Raw genomic sequence first — 20,220 nt, 5'->3', positions numbered from 1 at the left:
TTTTGTTCGGCCCCTCATGTCGCGAAATGGAGGGGATGTCGTATTTGTGGCGTCTTTTGACGCAAGCCTGCTGTCGGAACACGCGCCGAGACAATAGAAATAACGCCAGATGTTTTGATGCCTGAACTGGTTGTTGCCCATGTCCCGATTTTCTGCCGCTTCGATTATCAAAAATGCACTTTCCGGCAACAAGGGCTGGGAGAAGCAATGGCCCGATGCCGAACCCAAGGCTGAGTATGATGTCGTCATCATCGGCGCGGGCGGTCATGGCCTGGGTGCTGCCTATTATCTGGCCAAGGAGCACGGCATCACCAACGTCGCGGTGATCGAAAAGGGCTGGCTCGGCGGCGGCAATACCGGGCGCAACACCACCATCATCCGCTCCAACTATCTCTACGATGAAAGCGCGCATCTTTACGAACATGCGGTGAAATTGTGGGAAGGGCTGAGCCAGGATCTCAACTACAATGTCATGTTCTCGCAGCGCGGCGTCATGATGCTGGCGCACACCGTGCATGACGTGCAGAGCTTCAAGCGCCATATTCATGCCAATCGCCTTAACGGCATCGACAATGAGTGGCTGACGAAGGAAGAGGCGAAGGACTATTGCCCGCCGCTCGATATTTCGCCCAATGCGCGCTATCCGGTGGTGGGCGCGACCTTGCAGCGGCGCGGCGGCGTGGCGCGTCACGATGCGGTGGCGTGGGGCTATGCGCGTGGCGCAACGCAGCGCGGTGTCGATATTATCCAGAACTGCCCGGTGCTGGCGATCCGCCGCGATGCGTCTGGCCGTGTATCCGGCGTTGAAACCGGGCGCGGCTTCATCAAGGCGAAAAAGGTTGCCGTCTCGGTTGCGGGCAGCACCTCGGTGGTTATGGACACGGCAGGCGTGCGCATGCCGCTGGAAAGTTTTCCGTTGCAGGCGCTGGTGTCCGAGCCGGTCAAGCCGATCTTCCCCTGCGTGGTCATGTCGAACACGGTTCATGCCTATATCAGCCAGTCCGACAAGGGCGAGCTGGTCATCGGGTCGGGGACGGATCAATACACGTCCTACAGCCAGCGTGGCGGCCTGCCGCTGATCGAGCATACGCTGGCGGCAATCTGCGAGATATTTCCGATTTTCACCCGCATGCGCATGTTGCGCAAATGGGGCGGCATTGTCGATGTCACGCCGGATCGCTCGCCGATCATCGGCAAGACGCCGGTTCCTGGACTTTACGTCAATTGTGGCTGGGGCACCGGCGGCTTCAAGGCCACGCCCGGCTCGGCGCATGTGTTCGCCCATACGATTGCCCGCGACGAGCCGCACTGGATCAACGCGCCGTTCACGCTTGACCGTTTCAAGACGGGTCGCCTGATCGACGAAGCCGCTGCCGCCGCTGTTGCGCACTAAGAGAGAAATAAAATGCTTCTGATCCGTTGCCCTTATTGCGAGATGGAACGTCCCGAACTCGAATTCGCCTATGCGGGCGAGGCGCATATTGCGCGTCCTGCCGATCCTTCGACGCTGACCGACGATGAATGGCGCGATTTCCTGTTCACGCGCTCCAATCCGCGCGGCACCCATTATGAGCGCTGGCGGCATATCAACGGCTGCGGCCGCTTTTTCAATGCGGTGCGCGACACGGTGAGCGACAAGTTTGCGATGACCTATAAGGCAGGCGAAACGCGCCCGGTGGAGACGAAATAATGACCGATATGCGCGTGAACAATAAAAGCCGCATCAACACATCCAAGCCGGTACGTTTCACCTTCAACGGCAAGACCTACTCCGGTTTTGAAGGCGACACGCTTGCATCCGCGATGCTTGCCAACGGCGAACACCTCGCCGGGCGTTCGTTCAAATATCACCGGCCACGCGGCATCCTTTCCGCCGGTTCCGAAGAGCCGAATGCTCTGATGGGCGTTTCGCGTGGTGTTGGCCGTTTCGAGCCGAACACCCGCGCCACGGTTCTGGAGCTCTATGACGGCTTGAACGCGACAACCCAGAACCATTGGCCGTCGCTGAAGCACGATGTCGGCGCGATCAACGATGCATTCTTCCCGTTCTTCTCGGCAGGCTTTTATTACAAGACTTTCATGTGGCCCAAAAGCTTCTGGAACAAGGTCTATGAGCCTTTCATCCGTGGAGCTGCCGGTCTTGGCAAGTCGCCGTCCGAGCCTGATCCCGACACCTATGCCAGCCGCTATGCCTATTGCGACGTGCTGGTGGCGGGCGGCGGGCCTGCCGGTCTTGCCGCAGCCCTTGAAGCGGCAAAAAGCGGCGCGAAGGTGATCCTCTGCGACGAACAGGCGGAAATGGGCGGCTCGCTTCTGTCCGAGCCGGAGCCGGTCATCAATGGTCGCGCAAGCTGGGACTGGCTCAATGAAACGCTGGCCGCGCTCGGCTCCATGCCCAATGTCACGCTTCTGCCGCGCACCACGGCGATTGGCTATTATCACCAGAACATGGTCGGGCTTTGCCAGCGCCTGACCGATCATCAGGCCAACCCCGCCTCCAATGCGCCGCGTGAGCGCCTGTGGCGCGTACGCGCAAAACAGGTTGTGCTGGCGCAGGGCGCAATCGAAAAGCCGCTGGTCTTCGCGGGCAATGATCGCCCCGGCGTCATGCTGGCTTCCGCCGCGCGCACCTATCTCAATCGCTATGGCGTCAAGGTTGGCAACAAGGCCGTTGTCGTGACGTCGCATGACAGCGCATGGCTTGCCGCCTTCGATCTCGCGGTGGCGGGCGTAAAAGTTCCGGCGATCATCGACGTGCGCGACAATGTGGCCGACAGTCTCGTCAATCGCGCAAAAATGCTCGGCATTGAAACGCTGACCGGCTGGACCGTCAGCGATACGGGCGGGCGGCATCGCGTATCGTCCGTTCGCGCCAATCCGGTCAAGAATGGCGTCGTGGGCGCGGCTCGCATCATCGCCTGCGATGTGCTTTTGATGTCCGGTGGCTGGAACCCGAGCGTGCATCTGTTCTCGCATACCAAGGGCAAGCTCGTCTGGGACGAAGAGCGGCAGATTTATCTTCCGGGCGAACGCACCGAGGAAACCCGCTGCGCCGGTGCTGGCAACGGCAATTTCGATCTGGCTTCCGCTCTTGCGGAAGGGACGAAAGCCGGTAGCGCCGCCGCAGGCGATGCGGGCTACAAGGCCAGGGCTTCCGACTATGCGGTGGCCGGTGATTTCATCTGCGATGGCGTAAGCTGCCGCGAATTGCCGACGGATTGCGATCCCGGCAAGGCCAAGGCTTTCATCGACTTCCAGAACGATGTCACCGCCAAGGATATTCGTCTGGCCGTGCGCGAGGGGTTCCATTCCATCGAGCATGTCAAGCGCTATACCACCACCGGCATGGCGACCGATCAGGGCAAGACCTCGAATATCAACGGTCTGGCGGTTGCATCCGATGCGCTCAAGCGCTCCGTCCCGCAAGTGGGGCTGACGACGTTCCGCCCGCCCTATACGCCGACGACTTTCGGCGCATTCTGTGGCTATAATCGTGGAAAGCTGTTCGATGTGACGCGCAAGACGCCGATCGATAGCTGGGCCGAACAGCATGGCGCAGCTTTCGAGCCGGTGTCGCTATGGCGTCGCGCCTGGTATTTCCCGAAATCCGGCGAAGACATGCATCAGGCGGTCGCCCGCGAATGCAGGGCCACACGGGAAACGCTTGGCATGTTCGACGCCTCCACGCTCGGCAAGATCGAGGTTGTCGGCCCGGATGCTGCGGAATTCATGAACCGCATGTATACCAATCCGTGGACGAAGCTCGGCGTCGGACGCTGCCGTTATGGCCTGCTTCTGGGCGAAGACGGCTTTATCCGCGATGACGGCGTGGTCGGCAGGCTGACGCAGGACCGCTTCCACGTCACCACCACCACCGGCGGCGCGGCGCGTGTCCTGAACATGATGGAGGACTATCTCCAGACCGAATGGCCGGACCTGAAAGTGTCGCTGACCTCGACCACCGAACAATGGGCGGTGGTGGCGATCAACGGGCCCAATGCGCGCAAGCTGATCGAGCCGATGGTCGAGGGCTTGGATATTTCCAATGAGGCGTTCCCGCATATGTCGGTCGCCGAATGCAAGTTCCTCGGTGTTCCGGCGCGGCTGTTCCGCATGAGCTTTACCGGCGAACTGGGTTTCGAGATCAACGTTCCGTCGCGCTATGGCCTGTCGCTGTGGAAGGCGCTTTACGAGGCTGGCCAGCAATATGGCATCACACCTTACGGCACCGAAACCATGCACGTCTTGCGCGCCGAAAAGGGCTATATCATCGTAGGCCAGGATACGGACGGAACCATTACGCCCGACGATGCCAGCCTCGGCTGGGCCATCGGCAAGCAGAAGCCGGATTTCGTGGGAAAACGCTCGCTTAGCCGCCCGGACATGCTGAAGAACGACCGCAAGCATCTGGTCGGGCTTTTGACCAGGGACCCGAAACTGGTGCTGGAAGAAGGCGCGCAGATCGTCGCCGATCCGAAGCAGGCCGTGCCGATGACCATGCTCGGTCATGTGACGTCATCCTACTGGAGCGAGGTGCTTGGCCGTTCCATCGCACTTGCAGTCATTGCCGGTGGCAAGGACCGGATGGGCGAAACCATGTATATGCCGATGCCGGATGGCACCGTGCATGAGGCTGTCGTTTCGGGAATGGTCTTCTATGACGTGGAAGGCAAAAGGCTGAACGGTGAAGGATAAGATCATGCTGCAAGAGACAAAACCTTATTCGAACCGCAAGACCGTCATTCCCGGCCGTCTGGAAATCCACGCTGCCGACGATGCCGCCCGCTTCAGCCTGCGCATCGCGCCGGAAAAGCTGTCATCGGCTGAAAAGGCGCTGGGCGCGAAAATTCCGGTAAAGATCGGTGCGCTTGTCCGCACCGGCGATATTGCAGTCGCCTGTCTCGGCCCGGACGAATGGTATATCTGGGCCGATGAGAGCAAGGCGGTGGCCGTCGTTGAGGCTTTTGCAAAGCTTTACGAAAGCGAGCCGCATAGCCTTGTCGATGTCAGCCATCGCGAGACGGGAATAGATATTACCGGCCCGCAGGCCGAGTGGCTGCTCAATGCCGCGTCTCCGCTCAATCTGGCCGAAATGTCGGCGCCGGGCGCTGCCCGCACCATCTTCGACCATGCCCAGATTATCCTGATGAAATGGGATGCCGAACATTATCGCATCGAAGTGTGGAACTCCTTTGCCGATCATGTCTGGACCCTGCTGGAGCTTGCCAGCAACGAAGTCGAACTCGCGATCTGAATGACGTTTTAGAGCGGGACGATTTCAAATTCAGTCGCATGGCTCTACCGCCTTTCTTTTCCCTCATCCTGAGGAGCCGTTGAAAACGGCGTCTCGAAGGGCTGAGGGAAAACGCACGGTGCTTGCCCTCGTCCTTCGAGACGGTTCCTGAGCCAGGCTCAGGAACCTCCTCAGGATGAGGGGCAGGGAAGGAGGCATGTCGTTGGCTTAAAGCTTCCAGATGCGGCGCGCATTGAGTGACAGAAGACGCGTCTTCTCGTCGTTGCTGCATCCTTCGAGCAGGGCGTGGGTGGCCGCAACCCATGTCGAAAGCCCGGCATCGATAGAGCTCGCAAGCGTGCAGACCGGCCAGTCGCTGCCCCAGACGATGCGATCCCAGCCGAATGACCGGATAACGTGTTCCACATAGGGCCGGATCGTTTCGACGGTCCAGTCCTGCGCGTCTGCATAGGCCACGACGCCGGAAATTTTTGCCGTGACATTGGGTCGGCGGGCGATGTCGGCAATGCCCTTCTGCCAGCTTCCCAGCGCGCCCGATTTGATGTCCGGCACGCCGCAATGGTCGAGGATGAATTGCACGTCGGGCGCGAGATCGACGAGCGCTATCGCCTTGTCGATCTGATGCGGCAGGGTGCAGAGATCGAAGGTCAGTCCGGTGCCTGCAAGTCGCCGGATGTTTTCGCGAAACAGCGCGCCTTCGGACAGGTCGTCGGGCACGACATGCAGCACGCGACGAAAGCCTTTCACGAAAGGATTGCCGCGTTGCCGCTCCAGATAGTCGGCAAAGCCGGGTTCCTCGGGGCGGCAGGATGCAATCGCGCCCTTGATGAATCCGCCGGACTGGACGGCGGTCTCCTGCACATGGTCCGTTTCGGCCTGCATGGCGTCGGGCGCGACATCCACTTCCATATGCAGGGCAGCACTTACGCCGCAGCGTTCGGCTTGTGTGCGATAGGTCGCAAACAGAAAATCCCGGTCGAGCGCGGGAACGCCGCCAAGCCACGGATAGTCAAGCGCGCTTTTGTCGATCAGATGCAGATGGGTATCGATAATCATGAGTTTTCTCCTTCCCGTATCTTTTCAAGAAAGAAGAAAGTTTTCAAATAAGAATTATTCAGCCGCGCCAATATCCGACCCCACCAGCCGGGACAGGTCGCCCACCGTTTTCTGCAAAAGGGTGATCGTCTGGGTAATGTCGGGAGCGGAGGCTGAATTGACAAGCGTGACATAGGGGCAGGTGATGGCAGCGATGCAGGTTCCGTCCGGTCCCAGAATCGGGGCGGAAAGATTATAGACGCCTGCAACCTGCGCGCTCGGCATCATTTCATAGCCGCGCGCGCGTATCTGGTCGAGCCGTTCGTAAAAGTTTTGGTCGAGCTTCACGCCGTCGCTGTCCTTGACGTATTCGGCGATCATCATCTTGCGTTCTTCCGGCGAACGGAAGGCAAGCAGCACGTGGCCGGAGCCGGTGTCGAACAGGCTGATATGCGAGCCGACGCGGATGGAAATGCCCCAGTAGTCGGGCGCTTCCTGCTGGGCGATGACCACCACCGAGCCGCGGTCGAAAACCGCCAGCTGGTTGGCCTGCCGCGAGCGGTCGGCCAGGTCGCGCATATAGGGCGTGGCGAAGGAGGCGAGCCTGCGCACCGGCGCATGAAGATGGGCAAGGCCGAACAGTTTCAGCGTCAGCGAATAGCGGTCGCCTTCCAGCTTGGTCACGTAGCCGCGTTTCACCAGGCGATCGAGCATCCGGTAAAATTCGTTGGGGCTGCGGTCGAGTTGCTTGGCGATCTCGGCCTGCGTCAGCCCGCCATCGACGCCGGCCAGCAGTTCCAGAATATCGAGTCCCTTGTCCAGCGCGGGTGCGCGATAACGGTCGTCCGTTTCCAAATCGGTCCCCTTCGTAAATTCAAGGCTTCATATACGAATATAGCGGGCAGTGAAAGCCGTCGGGCACTGGCCAGTTTCCGGGAAAGTGCCTTGACCGGTTTTGAATACTATGTTTGCATATAAATATAGAATTCACAATCGGGATAGGCAAAGGAGTGCAATCCGGTTGCTTTTTCCTATGGTTATGATCGTCTGCGCTTCGTGCGCCCGGTGCATATTGGCGATACGATTCGCACAAGGGCGACGATCAGCGCAAAGGAAGACGATCCCAAACGCGAAAATTTTGGCCGCGTGACCGAGCGGTGCGAAATGCTCAATCAGCGGAATGAAGTGGTGCTGGCTTGCGGCCACATCCTGCTTGTCGAACGGAAGGCTTGAAGATGACGATAAGATTTGACGGAAAAACCGCGCTGGTGACAGCGGCAGCGCAAGGGATCGGCCGCGCCAGCGCGCTGGCCTTCGCGGAAGCCGGCGCAAAAGTCTATGCGACCGACATCAATATGGAAGCGCTGAAGGAAATCGAAGGCGTTTCCGGCATCGTGACGCGCAAGCTCAACGTTCTCGACGAAGCGGAAGTCAATGCGCTGGTGGCCGAGATCGGCCAGATCGACATCCTGTTCAATTGCGCTGGCGTGGTCCACGGCGGTTCGATCCTTGAGATGAAGGATGAAGACCTCGACTTCGCCGTCAATCTCAACGTCAAGGCGATGATCCGCACCATCCGCGCCGTGCTGCCGGGTATGCTGGAGCGTGAAGAGGGCGCCATCGTCAATATGGCTTCGGTCGCGTCCAGCGTGAAGGGCGTCCCGAACCGGTTTGCCTATGGTGTCACCAAGGCCGCCGTCATCGGCCTGACCAAGGCCGTCGCCGCCGATTATGTCGCCAGGGGCATCCGCTGCAACGCCATCTGCCCCGGTACGGTCGAAAGCCCGTCCTTGCAGGACCGCCTGCGTGCGCAGGGCGATTATGAAGAACAGCGTGCAGCCTTCATCGCGCGCCAGCCGATCGGCCGCATCGGCCAGCCCGAAGAAATCGCCGATCTTGCCGTTTATCTGGCTGGCGCGACCTACACGACCGGTCAGGCCTATAATATCGATGGCGGCTGGACGATTTAGGGTCATCGATATTCAGGCTCTGGCGGCCTGCAAATGGCGCTTTTCTTCGCTTCCGGTGCTCATGTACCTTAAGTACACTCCGCTCCGGTTCTCGAAAAACACCATTTTCGGCACGCCATAACCAGAATCTCAACCACCCTAAAGCTACCCCTTTCATACCCTCACTTGGAGCAAACTTATGAAATTTCTTCGCTATGGTGAAGCCGGACAGGAAAAGCCCGGCCTTCTCGACGCCGATGGCAATATCCGCGATCTTTCCGCGCATATCGGCGATCTGTCGGGCGCGGTTTTGAGCCCGGAAGCGCTGGCAAAGCTTGGTGCGCTTGACGTGGATGCGCTGCCGAAGGTGGAAGGCAATCCGCGCCTTGGCCCTTGCGTTGCAGGCACCGGCAAGTTCATCTGCATCGGTCTCAACTATTCCGACCATGCCGCCGAAACCGGCGCAGCGGTACCGTCCGAGCCGATCATCTTCATGAAGGCCACGTCGGCCATCGTCGGGCCGAACGACGATCTCCTGATCCCGCGCGGTTCTGAAAAGACCGACTGGGAAGTCGAGCTTGGCGTCGTCATCGGCAAGACGGCAAAATATGTCTCGGAGGAAGACGCGCTCGATTATGTTGCCGGCTATTGCACGGTTCACGATGTTTCCGAACGCGCCTTCCAGATCGAGCGTCAGGGCCAGTGGACCAAGGGCAAGTCCTGCGACACGTTTGGCCCGACCGGCCCGTGGCTGGTGACGAAGGACGAGATCGCAGACCCGGAAAATCTCGGCATGTGGCTGAAGGTCAATGGCGAAACCATGCAGGATGGTTCATCGAAGACGATGGTCTTCGGCGTGCGCAAACTGGTTTCCTATCTGTCGCAGTTCATGTCGCTTCAGCCGGGCGACATCATCTCCACCGGTACGCCTCCCGGCGTCGGCATGGGCATGAAGCCGCCGCGCTATCTCAAGGCGGGCGATGTTGTCGAACTGGGCATCGAAGGCCTTGGCACGCAGAAGCAGAACGTGCGCGCCGACATTTAGTTTTTTGAGCATGGTCCCCGAAAGGTCTGCAACTTTTCGGGACCATGCTTTGATCACGGATAAATCATGACGAAAATTACCGGCCTGCGCGTCTTCGATCTGCGCTTCCCGACTTCGCAAAGTCTGGACGGCTCCGACGCGATGAATCCGGACCCGGATTATTCGGCGGCCTATGTCATCCTCGATACGGATGACGAGGCGCTGAAGGGCCACGGCCTGACCTTCACCATCGGTCGCGGCAACGATATTTGTTGCCAGGCCATTCTTGCCATGCGTCACCTCGTGGTGGGCGTCGATCTCGATGAGGTTCGCGCCGCCCCCGGAAAATTCTGGCGGCACCTGACCAGCGACAGCCAGTTGCGCTGGATCGGCCCGGAAAAGGGCGCGATGCATCTGGCCACCGGCGCAGTGGTCAATGCTTTCTGGGATCTGCTCGCCAAACAGTCCGGCAAGCCGGTCTGGCGTCTGGTGTCGGAATTGTCGGCCGAAGAAATCGCCGACATTGTCGATTACCGCTATCTGACCGATGTGCTGACTCGCGACGAGGCGGTTGAAATTCTGCTTAAAGCGCAGAGCGGCAAGGCGGAGCGTATCGCGAAGCTCGAAGAAAAGGGCTATCCTTGCTACACGACTTCCGCCGGTTGGCTCGGTTATGACGACGACAAGCTGCGTCGCCTCTGCCAGGAAGCCATCGACGAAGGCTTCAACCACGTCAAGATGAAGGTTGGCCGCGATCTGGAAGACGATATTCGCCGGCTAACAATTGCCCGTGAAGTGATTGGCCCGGACCGTTATCTCATGATCGACGCCAATCAGGTCTGGGAAGTCGATCAGGCGATTGAGTGGGTCAACAAGCTGGCCTTTTCGAAGCCTTTCTTCATCGAGGAACCGACCAGCCCCGACGATGTGGCGGGCCATCGCAAGATTCGCGAAGCCATTGGCGACGTGAAGGTCGCGACCGGCGAAATGTGCCAGAACCGCATCATGTTCAAGCAGTTCATCGCGGAAGGCGCCATCGATATCGTGCAGATCGATTCATGCCGCATGGGCGGTCTGAACGAAGTTCTGGCCGTGCTGCTGATTGCCGCGAAGTATAACAAGCCGGTCTGGCCCCATGCGGGCGGCGTGGGCCTGTGCGAATATGTGCAGCATCTTTCCATGATCGACTATGTGGCCGTTTCCGGCACGCTGGACGGTCGTGTGATCGAATATGTCGATCACCTGCACGAGCATTTCCTCGATCCGTGCGTGATCAGGGACGCGGCCTATATGCCGCCGTCATTGCCCGGTTTCTCCATTGAAATGAAGCCGCAGTCGATTGCGGAATACACCTTCAAGGGTTGATCGGAAAAGCCGCGCTGGTGACAGCGCGGCTGTTTGTTTTTTACTGCATTTCCGAACGCAAAACCGTTTCACACTTTTGCTGGAAATGCTGTGGCGCGGCTTTCTGTTTCCATTTCCGGTGTCATGCCGGGCGGAATTCAAGCCCGCCATTTTTCACGATGAAGTCGATGACCTCCTGAACGCCCTTGCCGCGTTGCAGGTCGGTAAAGCCGAAGGGGCGCTTGCCGCGCATCCGCGCGGCGTCCTGCTCCATCACGTCGAGATCGACATGGACATAAGGGGCAAGGTCGCTCTTGTTGATGACCAGAAAATCGGACCGCGTGATGCCGGGACCGCCCTTGCGGGGGATTTCCTCGCCCTGGCAAACCGAAATCACGTAAAGCGTCAGGTCGGCCAGATCGGGCGAGAAGGTTGCGGCGAGATTGTCACCGCCCGATTCGATGAACACGATATCCAGATCGGGGAAGCGCCGGTTCATCTCGGCGATGGCCTGAAGATTGATCGACGCATCCTCGCGGATCGCCGTATGCGGACAGCCTCCGGTTTCCACGCCCATGATCCTGTCTTCGGACAGGGCCTGACGCCGCGCGAGAATGAGCGCATCCTCCTGCGTATAGATATCGTTGGTGATGACCGCGACCGAATACCGGTCGCGCATCGCCTTGCAGAGCTTTTCGGTCAGCGTGGTCTTGCCGGAGCCGACCGGTCCGCCGATGCCGATGCGCAAGGGTCCGTTTTTCTGGGTCATGTGCGGAAAAGCCTCGAATGCTGTGTTTCATGTTTCATCGCCATCATATCGGCGACGTATGTCGCGGAACCGAGATCGTCCAGCGTGGTCGTTTCAGCCCGCGCCGCCGTCCGGGCAATAGCCTGCTCCAGTGCCGCCATCGTCGCCGTCACGCCGTTCTGCCCGGTGACCGAGAGACGGATCGACGCCTGCAACAGGTTGATGCTGAAGGCTTGCAGAAAGGCCGCAAGCGTCGATGCCAGCGGAACGCCATGGGCGCCGGCTACGGCGCCGACGGCTACCGGATAGGGCGTTTCGGCGGGAAGCCGCTCGAAAACGGCGGCGGGCCAGCTTCGCGCCGCGGCCAGGAATGCCGCGCCCTGCAACATGGTTTCCATGTGACGCTCACGCGAGCCTGCGAGCGCCTCCGCCAGTTCCGCGACTTCCGTGAGGTCGCCGTCATCCGTAACTGCCTGACGCCAGCCTTGCGCGCACAAAACGGCATCGTTCCAGCCGGAGCCGCGCGTCACGAGCCAGCGGAGCCAGTCCCTCAGCGTGTCGGCATCGGTCACGAAGCCGTCGTGGACGGCGCGTTCCAGCCCATGGCTGTAGCTGAACGAGCCGACCGGAAAGACCGGAGACAGCCATGCCATCAGCCGCAGCAGGGCCGTGCTGGCGTCAGTCGTGGTGGTGATGGTGGTCATGATCGTGATGATGGCCGTGATGCGTGTGCCCGCCGGAATAGGCGCCGCGCAGCGGGCTGAAAATTGCCGTCACCTCGGTTACAGTCGCGCCAAGCCCTTCGAGCATCGCCTTGATGACATGGTCCCGCAGGATGAAGATGCGGTCGGTCTCGATCTGGGCGGCGAGATGCCGGTTGCCGATATGCCAGGCAAGTTCGGCGATATGAAGCTGGTCGCGGCCGTGGATTTCGTAAAGTTCCTCGCTTGCGGCGCGGATTTCGATCTCGCGTCCGTCGTCCAGAACGAGCCGGTCGCCATGTTCCAGCACGACGGGCTCGGCGAAATCGGCGAGAATTTTCTCGCCGCCTTCGAGAAGGATGGCCTTGCGCCGCAAATGGCGTTCGTCGCGCTCCAGAACGGCATGACCGGCCGGAACGGCATCGATGACCCGATCTGCGCGGATGATGGCTGTTGCCCGAAACATTTTGGTCCTTTCCAGGTCAGAACAGGAAGTAGCGCTGCGCCATCGGCACCACGTCCACCGGCTCGCAGGTCAGAAGCGCGCCATCGGCGCGCACCTCATAGGTCTCCGGGTCCACTTCCATCTGCGGCATGGCATTGTTGAGGATCATCGAATGCTTGCCGATGCCGCCTCTCGTATTGGCGACGGCAACCAACTGCTTGTCCACGCCGATCTTCCCGCGCAGTCCGTCGTCCATCGCGGCCTGCGAAACGAAGGTGACGGACGTGTTCGTGCGCGCCTTGCCGAACGAGCCGAACATCGGCCGGTAGTGCATCGGCTGCGGGGTGGGGATCGAGCCGTTCGGATCGCCCATCGGGGCGGTCGCGATCCATCCGCCGAGCAGAACCATGTCCGGCTTGACGCCGAAGAAGGCCGGGTTCCACAAAACGAGATCGGCGCGCTTGCCAGCTTCCACCGAGCCGATCTCATGCGCCATGCCCTGGGCGATGGCCGGATTGATCGTATATTTGGCGACATAGCGGCGGGCGCGATAATTATCGTTGCCCGGCCTGTCGTCCGGCAGGCTTCCGCGCTGCTTCTTCATCTTGTCCGCCGTCTGCCAGCAGCGGATGATCATCTCGCCGACGCGGCCCATCGCCTGGCTGTCGGAGGAGATGATGGAGAAGGCGCCCATGTCGTGCAGGATGTCTTCGGCGGCGATGGTTTCCTTGCGGATGCGGCTTTCCGCGAAGGCGATGTCTTCGGGAATGGCCGGTGAAAGATGGTGGCACACCATCAGCATGTCGAGATGTTCGGCAATGGTGTTGATCGTGTAGGGCCGGGTCGGGTTGGTCGAGGCGGGCAGGACGTTCGGATACTGGCACACGCGGATGATATCCGGCGCGTGACCGCCGCCCGCTCCCTCGGTATGGAAGGAGTGGATGGTGCGCCCCTTGAAGGCGTTCAGCGTGTTCTCGACGAAACCGGCCTCGTTGAGCGTATCGGTGTGGATCGCCACCTGCACGTCGAAGCGGTCGGCGACCGAGAGGCAATTGTCGATGGCGGCGGGTGTCGTCCCCCAGTCCTCATGAAGCTTGAGGCCGCAGGCGCCTGCGCGCACCATTTCCTCCAGCGCGCCGGGCAGCGATGCGTTGCCCTTGCCGAACAGGCCGATATTCATCGGCAGGCCGTCGAAGGACTGGATCATGCGCGCTATATGCCATGGCCCCGGCGTGCAGGTGGTGGCGAGCGTGCCATGCGCAGGCCCCGTGCCGCCCCCGACCATGCAGGTAATGCCCGCATTCAGCGCTTCGTCCACCTGCTGCGGCGATATGAAGTGAATATGCGAATCGATGCCGCCCGCCGTGAGAATCCTGCCTTCCCCGGCAATGATTTCCGTGCCCGGCCCGATGACGATCGAGACGCCGGGCTGCGTATCCGGGTTTCCGGCCTTGCCGATAAGGGCGATGCGTCCGTCGCGCAGGCCTACATCGGCCTTGTAGATGCCGCTATGGTCGAGAATGAGCGCATTGGTGATGACCGTATCCATCGCGCCTTCGGCACGCGATAGCTGGCTCTGGCCCATGCCGTCGCGGATCACCTTGCCGCCGCCGAACTTGACCTCTTCGCCATAGGTGGTCAGGTCGCGTTCAACTTCGATGAAAAGTTCCGTATCGGCAAGGCGGACCTTGTCGCCGACGGTGGGGCCGAACATTTGCGCATAGGTGGCGCGACTGATTCTGGCTGGCATGAAATGTCTCCGTCACCTTGATCCTACAGCTTGCCCATGACCATCTGCCGAAATCCGTAGATTTCGCGCTTGCCGCCGATCGGGATCAGCGTCACGTCCCGTTCCTGTCCCGGCTCGAAACGCACGGCGGTGCCCGCCGCTATGTCGAGCCTGAGGCCGCGCGCCTTCTCGCGGTCGAAGGAAAGCGCCGCGTTCACCTCGTAGAAATGGTAATGGCTGCCCACCTGTATCGGCCTGTCGCCGGTATTGGCGACCTTCATCGTGACCGTCGGCTGGCCCTGATTGAGTTCGATCTCGCCGTCTTGGGTAATGATTTCTCCGGGGATCATGATGAACCTCACCCGGCCATCAGCATCAGGCCGCCAAGCGCGGTTGCGCCTCCCGCGACACGCAGCGCAAAGCGGCCGTTGCGGCTAGCCAGAAGGCGACCGGCGGTAAAAGCCGTGCCGATGCCCGCCACATGAAGCAGGGCGGTCGCGAGAGCGAAACCGGCGGCATAGGAAAGGAACGCCGCTCCACCGATCTCACCGCCATGGGCATGGCCGTGGAAGAGGGCGAAGAAGCCGGCAATCGCCGCGCCGATCACCGGAGACACCGGCAAGGCGAGCGCGACCAAAAGGCCGAGCACGACCACCGATGCCAGAATGACCGGCTCGACGAAGGGCAGCGACATGTCGAGAAGCGCGGCGGTGAAGCCCATGAGCATCACGCCCACGAAGGCGGCGGGTACGGCGAAAAGCGCCCGCCCGCCGAGCATCGCGGCCCAGAGACCGACAGCGACCATCGCCAGGATATGATCCGCCCCCGACAGCGGATGCGTGAAACCGGCGGCGAACGAACCGTGTTCGGCGGGATCGAGGTGGGCGAAGGCGGGGCTTGCAACGAGCGCGAACGCCGCCGCCGTCAGGACCGTCATCTTTTTCATGTTGCTACCCTTCTGAAAACAAAACTGAAAATCAGCGGATCGGCTCGTGCACGGTGACGAGCTTGGTGCCGTCGGGAAACGTCGCCTCGACCTGAATGTCGTGGATCATTTCCGGCACGCCCTCCATCACCTGCTCACGGCTGATGACATGCGCGCCCGCCTCCATCAGATCGGCCACCGTGCGCCCGTCGCGCGCGCCTTCCACGACGAAATCGCTGATGAGCGCGATGGCTTCCGGGTGATTGAGCTTCACGCCACGCTCCAGCCTGCGGCGGGCGACCATCGCGGCCATGGCGATCAGCAGCTTGTCTTTTTCTCTCGGCGTCAAATTCATGACTTCATTCCAGACCCTGTTTCCCGAAGGCGGCGCGCAGGCCGCATATTCACATTGTCCAAACTTTAGGCAGTCCTGCCTTTCCATTGAGCAGGGCCAGCAAAGGAGCGAGCCGCTTGCGCAAGGTATAACTGTCCGGCGCATAAAGCCGCGCCGCGAGCTTGGTGGCTTTCCCGACCTGCCACAGGCTCGCCCCGCCTTCTTCCCCAACGATGTCGCGAACGGCCTGCATATGGCTTTCCGCATTGCCGGAGATCAGCAGCACCGTCGCGACCGCATTGGCCCCGTTCGCGACCGCTCCCGCCTGCAATTCGGCGGCAACATCAGGCCCCAGCCGGAATTCTTCCGCGTGAACGAGGCGTCCCGCCATGCGCACCCGCCAGCGGTCGCGGAAGGAGGCCTGTTCCAGCCGCTCCCCCATGGCGAGACGTCCGAATATGGTCGCTTCCACCAGCAGCAATTCCGCGTCTTCCTCCACATCGACATCCAGTGTCCGCGACAGCGCGGAACCGTTAAACAAAATCGTCTCCTGAGGTAGCCATGCAAGATGCGTGCCTTTTGCCGCTTTCAGGCGTGTGGCGATGCGCGCCTCGCCGCCGCCCGAGCGATAGATGCGCTCGCAGGCCTGTGTGGTGACGACAGCGGCGGCGTTCTCTCCAAGCGCCACATCCCAACGCAAGCGGTCGCCGCCGGTCAGCCCGCCCGATATGTTGATCAGGATGGCTTCCATCGGATCGTTTGCGACCTGCGGCATACGGATCTTGGCCGCGCCTTCCTGATACAGTCTGGAAAGGCGCGAACGTCCGTCCTTGAACTGCACCGAAAGCCCGCCCAGCCCATCGATGCGCTGCGAGGAAAGGTCTGCTGGCGTGTCGTCGTTTATCGTCATGGGAGGAATCTTGTCCGGCTGATTCATAAGGGGAGGGTGCGCGGCGGGACGCCGCCACATTCCATTATTCTCGAAAATGTCTGGTTGAAAAGCATGGAAATTCCGCCCGGAGCCGCGCTCCGGGCGGGAGTGCCGTTACCTGCGGGCGGTCGTGGCCGACCGCTCGACCGTCTTGCGGTAGAAATGCCATGTGGCGTGACCGAGGATAGGTATGACCACCGCCAGTCCGGCAAACATGGTCGCAAAGCCGACGATCAGCATCGCGGTCACGATGACTGCCCATAAAAGGGATTCCACCGGATTGCGCATGACCACCCGGATAGAGGTCATGATTGCCGCTGCCGCGCCGCAGTCCTGATCGAGCAGCAGGGGGAAAGCCACGATTGTGAGGCAGAGCACCGCCAGCGCAAACAGCAGTCCTATGCCGCAACCGGCAAAGATCAGGCTTCGTCCTTCTTCGGTCGCGAAGACCTGATTCATGAGGACCGTGAGATTTTCGGGGGGCATGGGGCCGAAATAATGAACGTAGAGGTTCTGCGCGACCAGGAGCCACGCCACGAAGATCGCGAAAAGAAGGGCTCCGACCACCAGAATGGACGGCAGGGCGGCGGAGTGGCTGACATCGAAGGCCCGTTTCCAGGATGTGTCGAGGCGCTCTTCGCGACGGCGGCTCATCTCATAGAGCGGCAGGGCGGCGACCGGGCCGATCAGCGCGAAGCCGGACATCAGCGGAAACAATAATGGCAGGGCGTTTGCGTTGGTGCTCCAATAGGTGATGAGCAGCCCCGCGAAGGGATAGATGAGACAGAGAAAGACATAATGCGACGGCTTGGCCCAGAAATCTTCGAATCCGAGACGCAAGGCATCCTTTATATCGGACAGGTGAACACGCCTGACCTGAGGATAGAAAGCCGAGTGATCGCGGCCTGCGATGGCATGAAACTGTGGCATAATGCGCCTCCTGCGTGTTGGAGCAGGCCCTTGGGCAGCCCTGACAAGCGGGGATATGGCCAAGGCATCTGCCTGTGCGCAATTTCCTGTTTCCCGACGGTTCTCAAATGAAAGCCGCGCTTTCGGGGACCGGCAGGTCCGGCTCACCGGAGAGCCGGTATGGACATGGAAATATCATACGCCGAAATTGCGCTTGAAGAAAGGGAAGCGCCCCCTCGATATGGGAGCGAATGGTTCGCCAGACGACCGGCACACGATCCCGGTGCATCTGGAAAATGTCGGTTCTGTCTGGAAAAGACACTCATTTCAGGAGGATGACTGGTGCTGCGAGAGAGGATTGAACTCTCGACCTCTCCCTTACCAAGGGAGTGCTCTACCACTGAGCTACCGCAGCAATCTCTTGAGTGCGGCGGACTTCTGCCACATCATTACGTGAATCGCAAGCGAGCATTTACATTTCTTTGCACATAATGTGGAAATCTCCGGGGTGGGCCACGGAAAGCCGCTTTTCCCGCCATTTTTCTCGTTGTAGAACACGGATCATGAGCGAAAATACGACCAACAAGGAAAAACAGAGGCAATCGGACCAGCGCAAGAAGCGCCGCGCCGATGAATTGCGGGCGAATCTGATGCGCCGCAAGGCGCAGCTGCGTTCGCGCCGCGCCGGCGATGCCGACGAGCGCGATGACGGCATCAAGGCGGCGCGCGACGACGCCGAAGAGTGACGGATATACGCCCAAGCCCTTTCTTGAAGATTGGGGGGCTGTGCGGTAAAAGCTCATTTCTATTCTTGGCGGCGATATCGTCCGAATGTGATTCGTATCGACGTAATTTGGCCGCAGGACTCGTAATTTCATGACGCATTGCCGCCGTGCCGCAAGGCTGCCCGGATACGGCACACAAATTCGATTATCGGGCAATGGTCTGCCCAGAAGGTGAAACAGCATGGATCGCATCAAAATCGTCGGTGGCAACAAGCTCAATGGCATCATTCCGATCTCCGGCGCGAAAAACGCCGCCCTGCCATTGATGATCGCTTCGCTTCTGACCGACGATACGCTGACACTCGAAAACGTGCCTCATCTGGCCGATGTCGAGCAGTTGATACGCATCCTCAGCAATCACGGCGTCGATTATTCGGTGAACGGGCGTCGCGAGCACCAGAACGGCGCCTATTCGCGCACCATTCACTTCACCGCCCGCAATATCGTCGATACGACTGCTCCCTACGAACTCGTTTCCAAGATGCGCGCGAGCTTCTGGGTTATCGGTCCGCTTCTGGCGCGCACCGGCGAGGCAACCGTGTCGCTGCCGGGCGGTTGCGCCATCGGCACCCGTCCCGTGGACCTGCTTTTGGAATCCCTTCAGGCGCTGGGCGCGGAAATCGATATCGAAAACGGTTATGCCAGGGCGCGCGCGCCGAAGGGCGGTCTTGTCGGCGCCCGCTACAGCTTTCCGAAGGTCTCCGTCGGCGCAACCCATGTCATGCTGATGGCGGCGGCGCTCGCCAGGGGAGAGACGACCATCGAGAATGCGGCCCGCGAGCCGGAAGTCGTCAATCTCGCCGACTGCCTCAATGCCATGGGCGCAAAAATCAGCGGCGCGGGCACCGGCACCATCCACGTGGAAGGCGTGACCAGCCTTTCTGGCGCGCGCGTTCGCGTCATTCCCGACCGGATCGAAACCGGCACCTATGCGATGGCCGTCGCGATGACCGGCGGCGACGTGCTTCTCGAAGGTGCGCAGGAAAGCCTGCTGTCGTCGGCGCTGGACACGCTGCGGCAGGCCGGAGCCGAGATCACCGAGACCAATAGCGGCCTGCGCGTGGTGCGAAACGGCCATGGCATTCACCCGGTCGATGTCACCACGGACCCGTTCCCCGGCTTCCCGACCGATCTTCAGGCGCAGTTCATGGGCCTGATGACCAAGGCCAAGGGCACTTCGCGCATCACCGAAACCATTTTTGAAAACCGCTTCATGCATGTGCAGGAACTGGCGCGTCTCGGGGCAAGGATTTCTCTTTCCGGCCAGACCGCGACCGTCGAAGGCGTCGAGCGCCTGAAGGGCGCACAGGTCATGGCAACCGACCTGCGCGCGTCGGTTTCGCTGGTGATCGCCGGTCTGGCGGCCGAGGGCGAAACCATGGTCAACCGCGTTTATCATCTGGATCGCGGCTTCGAGCGACTGGAAGAAAAACTGTCGCGGTGCGGCGCGCAGGTTGAACGTATCAGCGGCTGATCCCGTATCGGCGCCAAATATCGCCGCGGACATCGACAGGCCTGAAAAGCCTGTCGATTTTTTTGCCCTGACATGCCAAGTTGACGATTATGGTTTGACAGGGAAAGGTGGGGGAGCCAGTTTTCCCGAAAAGACATGCAACAGGGAATTGGTGCTGAAATATGGATATGTTGAAGCTTGTGGCGCTGGATGAGGAGGATTTGCAGGTCCTGTCAGCCCATCTTCAGGACGCGGTTCTGAAAGTATCCGATCTTCAGTATCTTGCAGGCGAAAAGCGCTTCCTTCTCACCGCAAACCGTTTTGCATGGGAAGAAAGCAAGCCCAAATTCCTGCGCAAGCCCCAATATCAGCGTCGCCGCGCCGCCTTGCATTTCAATCGCGTAACATTCGCCAGGGCCACGGGCATCGACCGCCGGAAGCCGGATGACGTGCTTTCGCTGCTGGCGATCCGTTTTGTCGCCGAAGAGGCGCCCGCCGGAACAATAGAACTGACTTTTTCCGCAAACGCCGCTATCCGTCTCGAAGTGGAATGCATCGAGGCGCAACTGACCGATCTGGGTGCGGCCTGGGAGACGGAATCTCTCCCACGGCACGTCTGACAGGCAGCTTTTTATTATTACATGAAGGAATGAA

The 20,220-nt window shown here is 60.4% G+C and carries 21 protein-coding genes, 1 tRNA gene and 1 pseudogene; 11 read left to right on the top strand and 12 right to left on the bottom strand.

The annotated features are described in order from the left end of the window. The first annotated feature begins 139 nt into the window (after nt 1-139). From FHS76_RS11470 to FHS76_RS11455, 4 genes are read left to right on the top strand one after another with little or no spacing between them, the layout of a single operon-like run. Nucleotides 140-1,393: a sarcosine oxidase subunit beta family protein gene (locus tag FHS76_RS11470; RefSeq protein ID WP_183652278.1), complete on the top strand. Its 1,254-nt coding sequence runs from the start codon at nt 140-142 to the stop codon at nt 1,391-1,393. Nucleotides 1,394-1,405: 12 nt separating this feature from the next. Then, on the top strand, nt 1,406-1,690 hold the full coding sequence (locus tag FHS76_RS11465; RefSeq protein WP_183652275.1) for a sarcosine oxidase subunit delta: 285 nt from the start codon (nt 1,406-1,408) through the stop codon (nt 1,688-1,690). Further along, a complete protein-coding gene (locus tag FHS76_RS11460) occupies nt 1,690-4,695 on the top strand; it encodes a sarcosine oxidase subunit alpha (RefSeq protein ID WP_183652273.1) in 3,006 nt (1,001 codons plus the stop codon). The genes FHS76_RS11465 and FHS76_RS11460 overlap by 1 nt, the downstream gene beginning before the upstream one ends. A gap of 4 nt (nt 4,696-4,699) precedes the next feature. Beyond that, complete coding sequence (locus tag FHS76_RS11455; RefSeq protein ID WP_183652270.1) at nt 4,700-5,254, top strand: sarcosine oxidase subunit gamma; 555 nt, start codon at nt 4,700-4,702, stop codon at nt 5,252-5,254. A 207-nt stretch (nt 5,255-5,461) separates the two neighbouring features. Here FHS76_RS11455 and FHS76_RS11450 read toward each other — a convergent pair whose 3' ends face one another. Both FHS76_RS11450 and FHS76_RS11445 read right to left on the bottom strand, forming a co-directional pair. Next, a complete protein-coding gene (locus FHS76_RS11450; RefSeq protein ID WP_183652267.1) occupies nt 5,462-6,310 on the bottom strand; it encodes an amidohydrolase family protein in 849 nt (282 codons plus the stop codon). Nucleotides 6,311-6,364: 54 nt separating this feature from the next. After that, nucleotides 6,365-7,144 carry an IclR family transcriptional regulator gene (locus FHS76_RS11445; protein ID WP_183652264.1) on the bottom strand — a complete coding sequence of 260 codons (780 nt, stop codon included), beginning with the start codon at nt 7,142-7,144 and terminating at the stop codon, nt 6,365-6,367. Nucleotides 7,145-7,303: 159 nt separating this feature from the next. On the opposite strand from FHS76_RS11445, the pseudogene FHS76_RS11440 reads away from it, so the two are divergent. The 4 genes and pseudogenes from FHS76_RS11440 to FHS76_RS11425 form a co-directional block, all read left to right on the top strand. Beyond that, a pseudogene (locus FHS76_RS11440) lies at nt 7,304-7,522 on the top strand (dehydratase); the annotation flags it as partial. Between the two features lie 2 nt (nt 7,523-7,524). Continuing rightward, nucleotides 7,525-8,259 (top strand): SDR family oxidoreductase, encoded by a 735-nt coding sequence (locus tag FHS76_RS11435; protein WP_183652261.1) that lies wholly within the window; start codon nt 7,525-7,527, stop codon nt 8,257-8,259. A gap of 178 nt (nt 8,260-8,437) precedes the next feature. Beyond that, nucleotides 8,438-9,283 carry a fumarylacetoacetate hydrolase family protein gene (locus FHS76_RS11430; RefSeq protein WP_183652259.1) on the top strand — a complete coding sequence of 282 codons (846 nt, stop codon included), beginning with the start codon at nt 8,438-8,440 and terminating at the stop codon, nt 9,281-9,283. A 66-nt stretch (nt 9,284-9,349) separates the two neighbouring features. Next, complete coding sequence (locus FHS76_RS11425; RefSeq protein WP_183652257.1) at nt 9,350-10,627, top strand: L-fuconate dehydratase; 1,278 nt, start codon at nt 9,350-9,352, stop codon at nt 10,625-10,627. Nucleotides 10,628-10,748: 121 nt separating this feature from the next. Here the strand turns inward: FHS76_RS11425 and ureG are convergent, their stop codons facing one another. From ureG to FHS76_RS11375, 10 genes are all read right to left on the bottom strand, one after another. Beyond that, nucleotides 10,749-11,375 (bottom strand): urease accessory protein UreG, encoded by a 627-nt coding sequence (ureG, locus tag FHS76_RS11420; protein WP_183652255.1) that lies wholly within the window; start codon nt 11,373-11,375, stop codon nt 10,749-10,751. Then, nucleotides 11,372-12,058, bottom strand: coding sequence for an urease accessory protein UreF (locus FHS76_RS11415; RefSeq protein WP_183652253.1), 687 nt, complete (start codon nt 12,056-12,058; stop codon nt 11,372-11,374). Before FHS76_RS11415 ends, ureG begins: the two co-directional genes overlap by 4 nt. After that, nucleotides 12,033-12,521, bottom strand: a complete 489-nt coding sequence (gene ureE / locus FHS76_RS11410; protein ID WP_183652251.1) for an urease accessory protein UreE — start codon at nt 12,519-12,521, stop codon at nt 12,033-12,035. Before ureE ends, FHS76_RS11415 begins: the two co-directional genes overlap by 26 nt. A gap of 16 nt (nt 12,522-12,537) precedes the next feature. Then, the gene (gene ureC, locus FHS76_RS11405) at nt 12,538-14,250 is read right to left on the bottom strand and encodes an urease subunit alpha (RefSeq protein WP_183652248.1); all 1,713 of its coding nucleotides are present in this window, start codon (nt 14,248-14,250) and stop codon (nt 12,538-12,540) included. Nucleotides 14,251-14,273: 23 nt separating this feature from the next. Then, nucleotides 14,274-14,579 (bottom strand): urease subunit beta, encoded by a 306-nt coding sequence (locus FHS76_RS11400; RefSeq protein WP_183652245.1) that lies wholly within the window; start codon nt 14,577-14,579, stop codon nt 14,274-14,276. 8 nt (nt 14,580-14,587) lie between these two features. Continuing rightward, the gene (locus tag FHS76_RS11395; protein ID WP_183652241.1) at nt 14,588-15,175 is read right to left on the bottom strand and encodes a HupE/UreJ family protein; all 588 of its coding nucleotides are present in this window, start codon (nt 15,173-15,175) and stop codon (nt 14,588-14,590) included. Nucleotides 15,176-15,206: 31 nt separating this feature from the next. Further along, nucleotides 15,207-15,509, bottom strand: coding sequence for an urease subunit gamma (locus FHS76_RS11390; protein WP_183652238.1), 303 nt, complete (start codon nt 15,507-15,509; stop codon nt 15,207-15,209). A 49-nt stretch (nt 15,510-15,558) separates the two neighbouring features. Further along, the gene (locus tag FHS76_RS11385; RefSeq protein ID WP_183652235.1) at nt 15,559-16,398 is read right to left on the bottom strand and encodes an urease accessory protein UreD; all 840 of its coding nucleotides are present in this window, start codon (nt 16,396-16,398) and stop codon (nt 15,559-15,561) included. Nucleotides 16,399-16,533: 135 nt separating this feature from the next. Then, on the bottom strand, nt 16,534-17,349 hold the full coding sequence (locus FHS76_RS11380; protein WP_183652233.1) for a DUF2189 domain-containing protein: 816 nt from the start codon (nt 17,347-17,349) through the stop codon (nt 16,534-16,536). Between the two features lie 319 nt (nt 17,350-17,668). Further along, nucleotides 17,669-17,743, bottom strand: a tRNA-Thr gene (locus FHS76_RS11375). A 148-nt stretch (nt 17,744-17,891) separates the two neighbouring features. Between FHS76_RS11375 and FHS76_RS11370 the strand changes: the two genes are divergently transcribed. From FHS76_RS11370 to FHS76_RS11360, 3 genes are all read left to right on the top strand, one after another. Beyond that, complete coding sequence (locus FHS76_RS11370; protein ID WP_183652230.1) at nt 17,892-18,074, top strand: hypothetical protein; 183 nt, start codon at nt 17,892-17,894, stop codon at nt 18,072-18,074. A gap of 220 nt (nt 18,075-18,294) precedes the next feature. Continuing rightward, nucleotides 18,295-19,587 (top strand): UDP-N-acetylglucosamine 1-carboxyvinyltransferase, encoded by a 1,293-nt coding sequence (murA, locus tag FHS76_RS11365; protein ID WP_183652227.1) that lies wholly within the window; start codon nt 18,295-18,297, stop codon nt 19,585-19,587. Between the two features lie 161 nt (nt 19,588-19,748). Then, nucleotides 19,749-20,186, top strand: a complete 438-nt coding sequence (locus FHS76_RS11360; protein ID WP_183652224.1) for a DUF2948 family protein — start codon at nt 19,749-19,751, stop codon at nt 20,184-20,186. Nucleotides 20,187-20,220 lie beyond the last annotated feature (34 nt).

This window comes from Brucella daejeonensis, assembly GCF_014199265.1.
Taxonomy (GTDB): domain Bacteria; phylum Pseudomonadota; class Alphaproteobacteria; order Rhizobiales; family Rhizobiaceae; genus Brucella; species Brucella daejeonensis.
The sequence above is the reverse complement of the archived record's forward strand: the minus strand, read 5'-3'. Positions and strand labels throughout refer to the sequence as shown.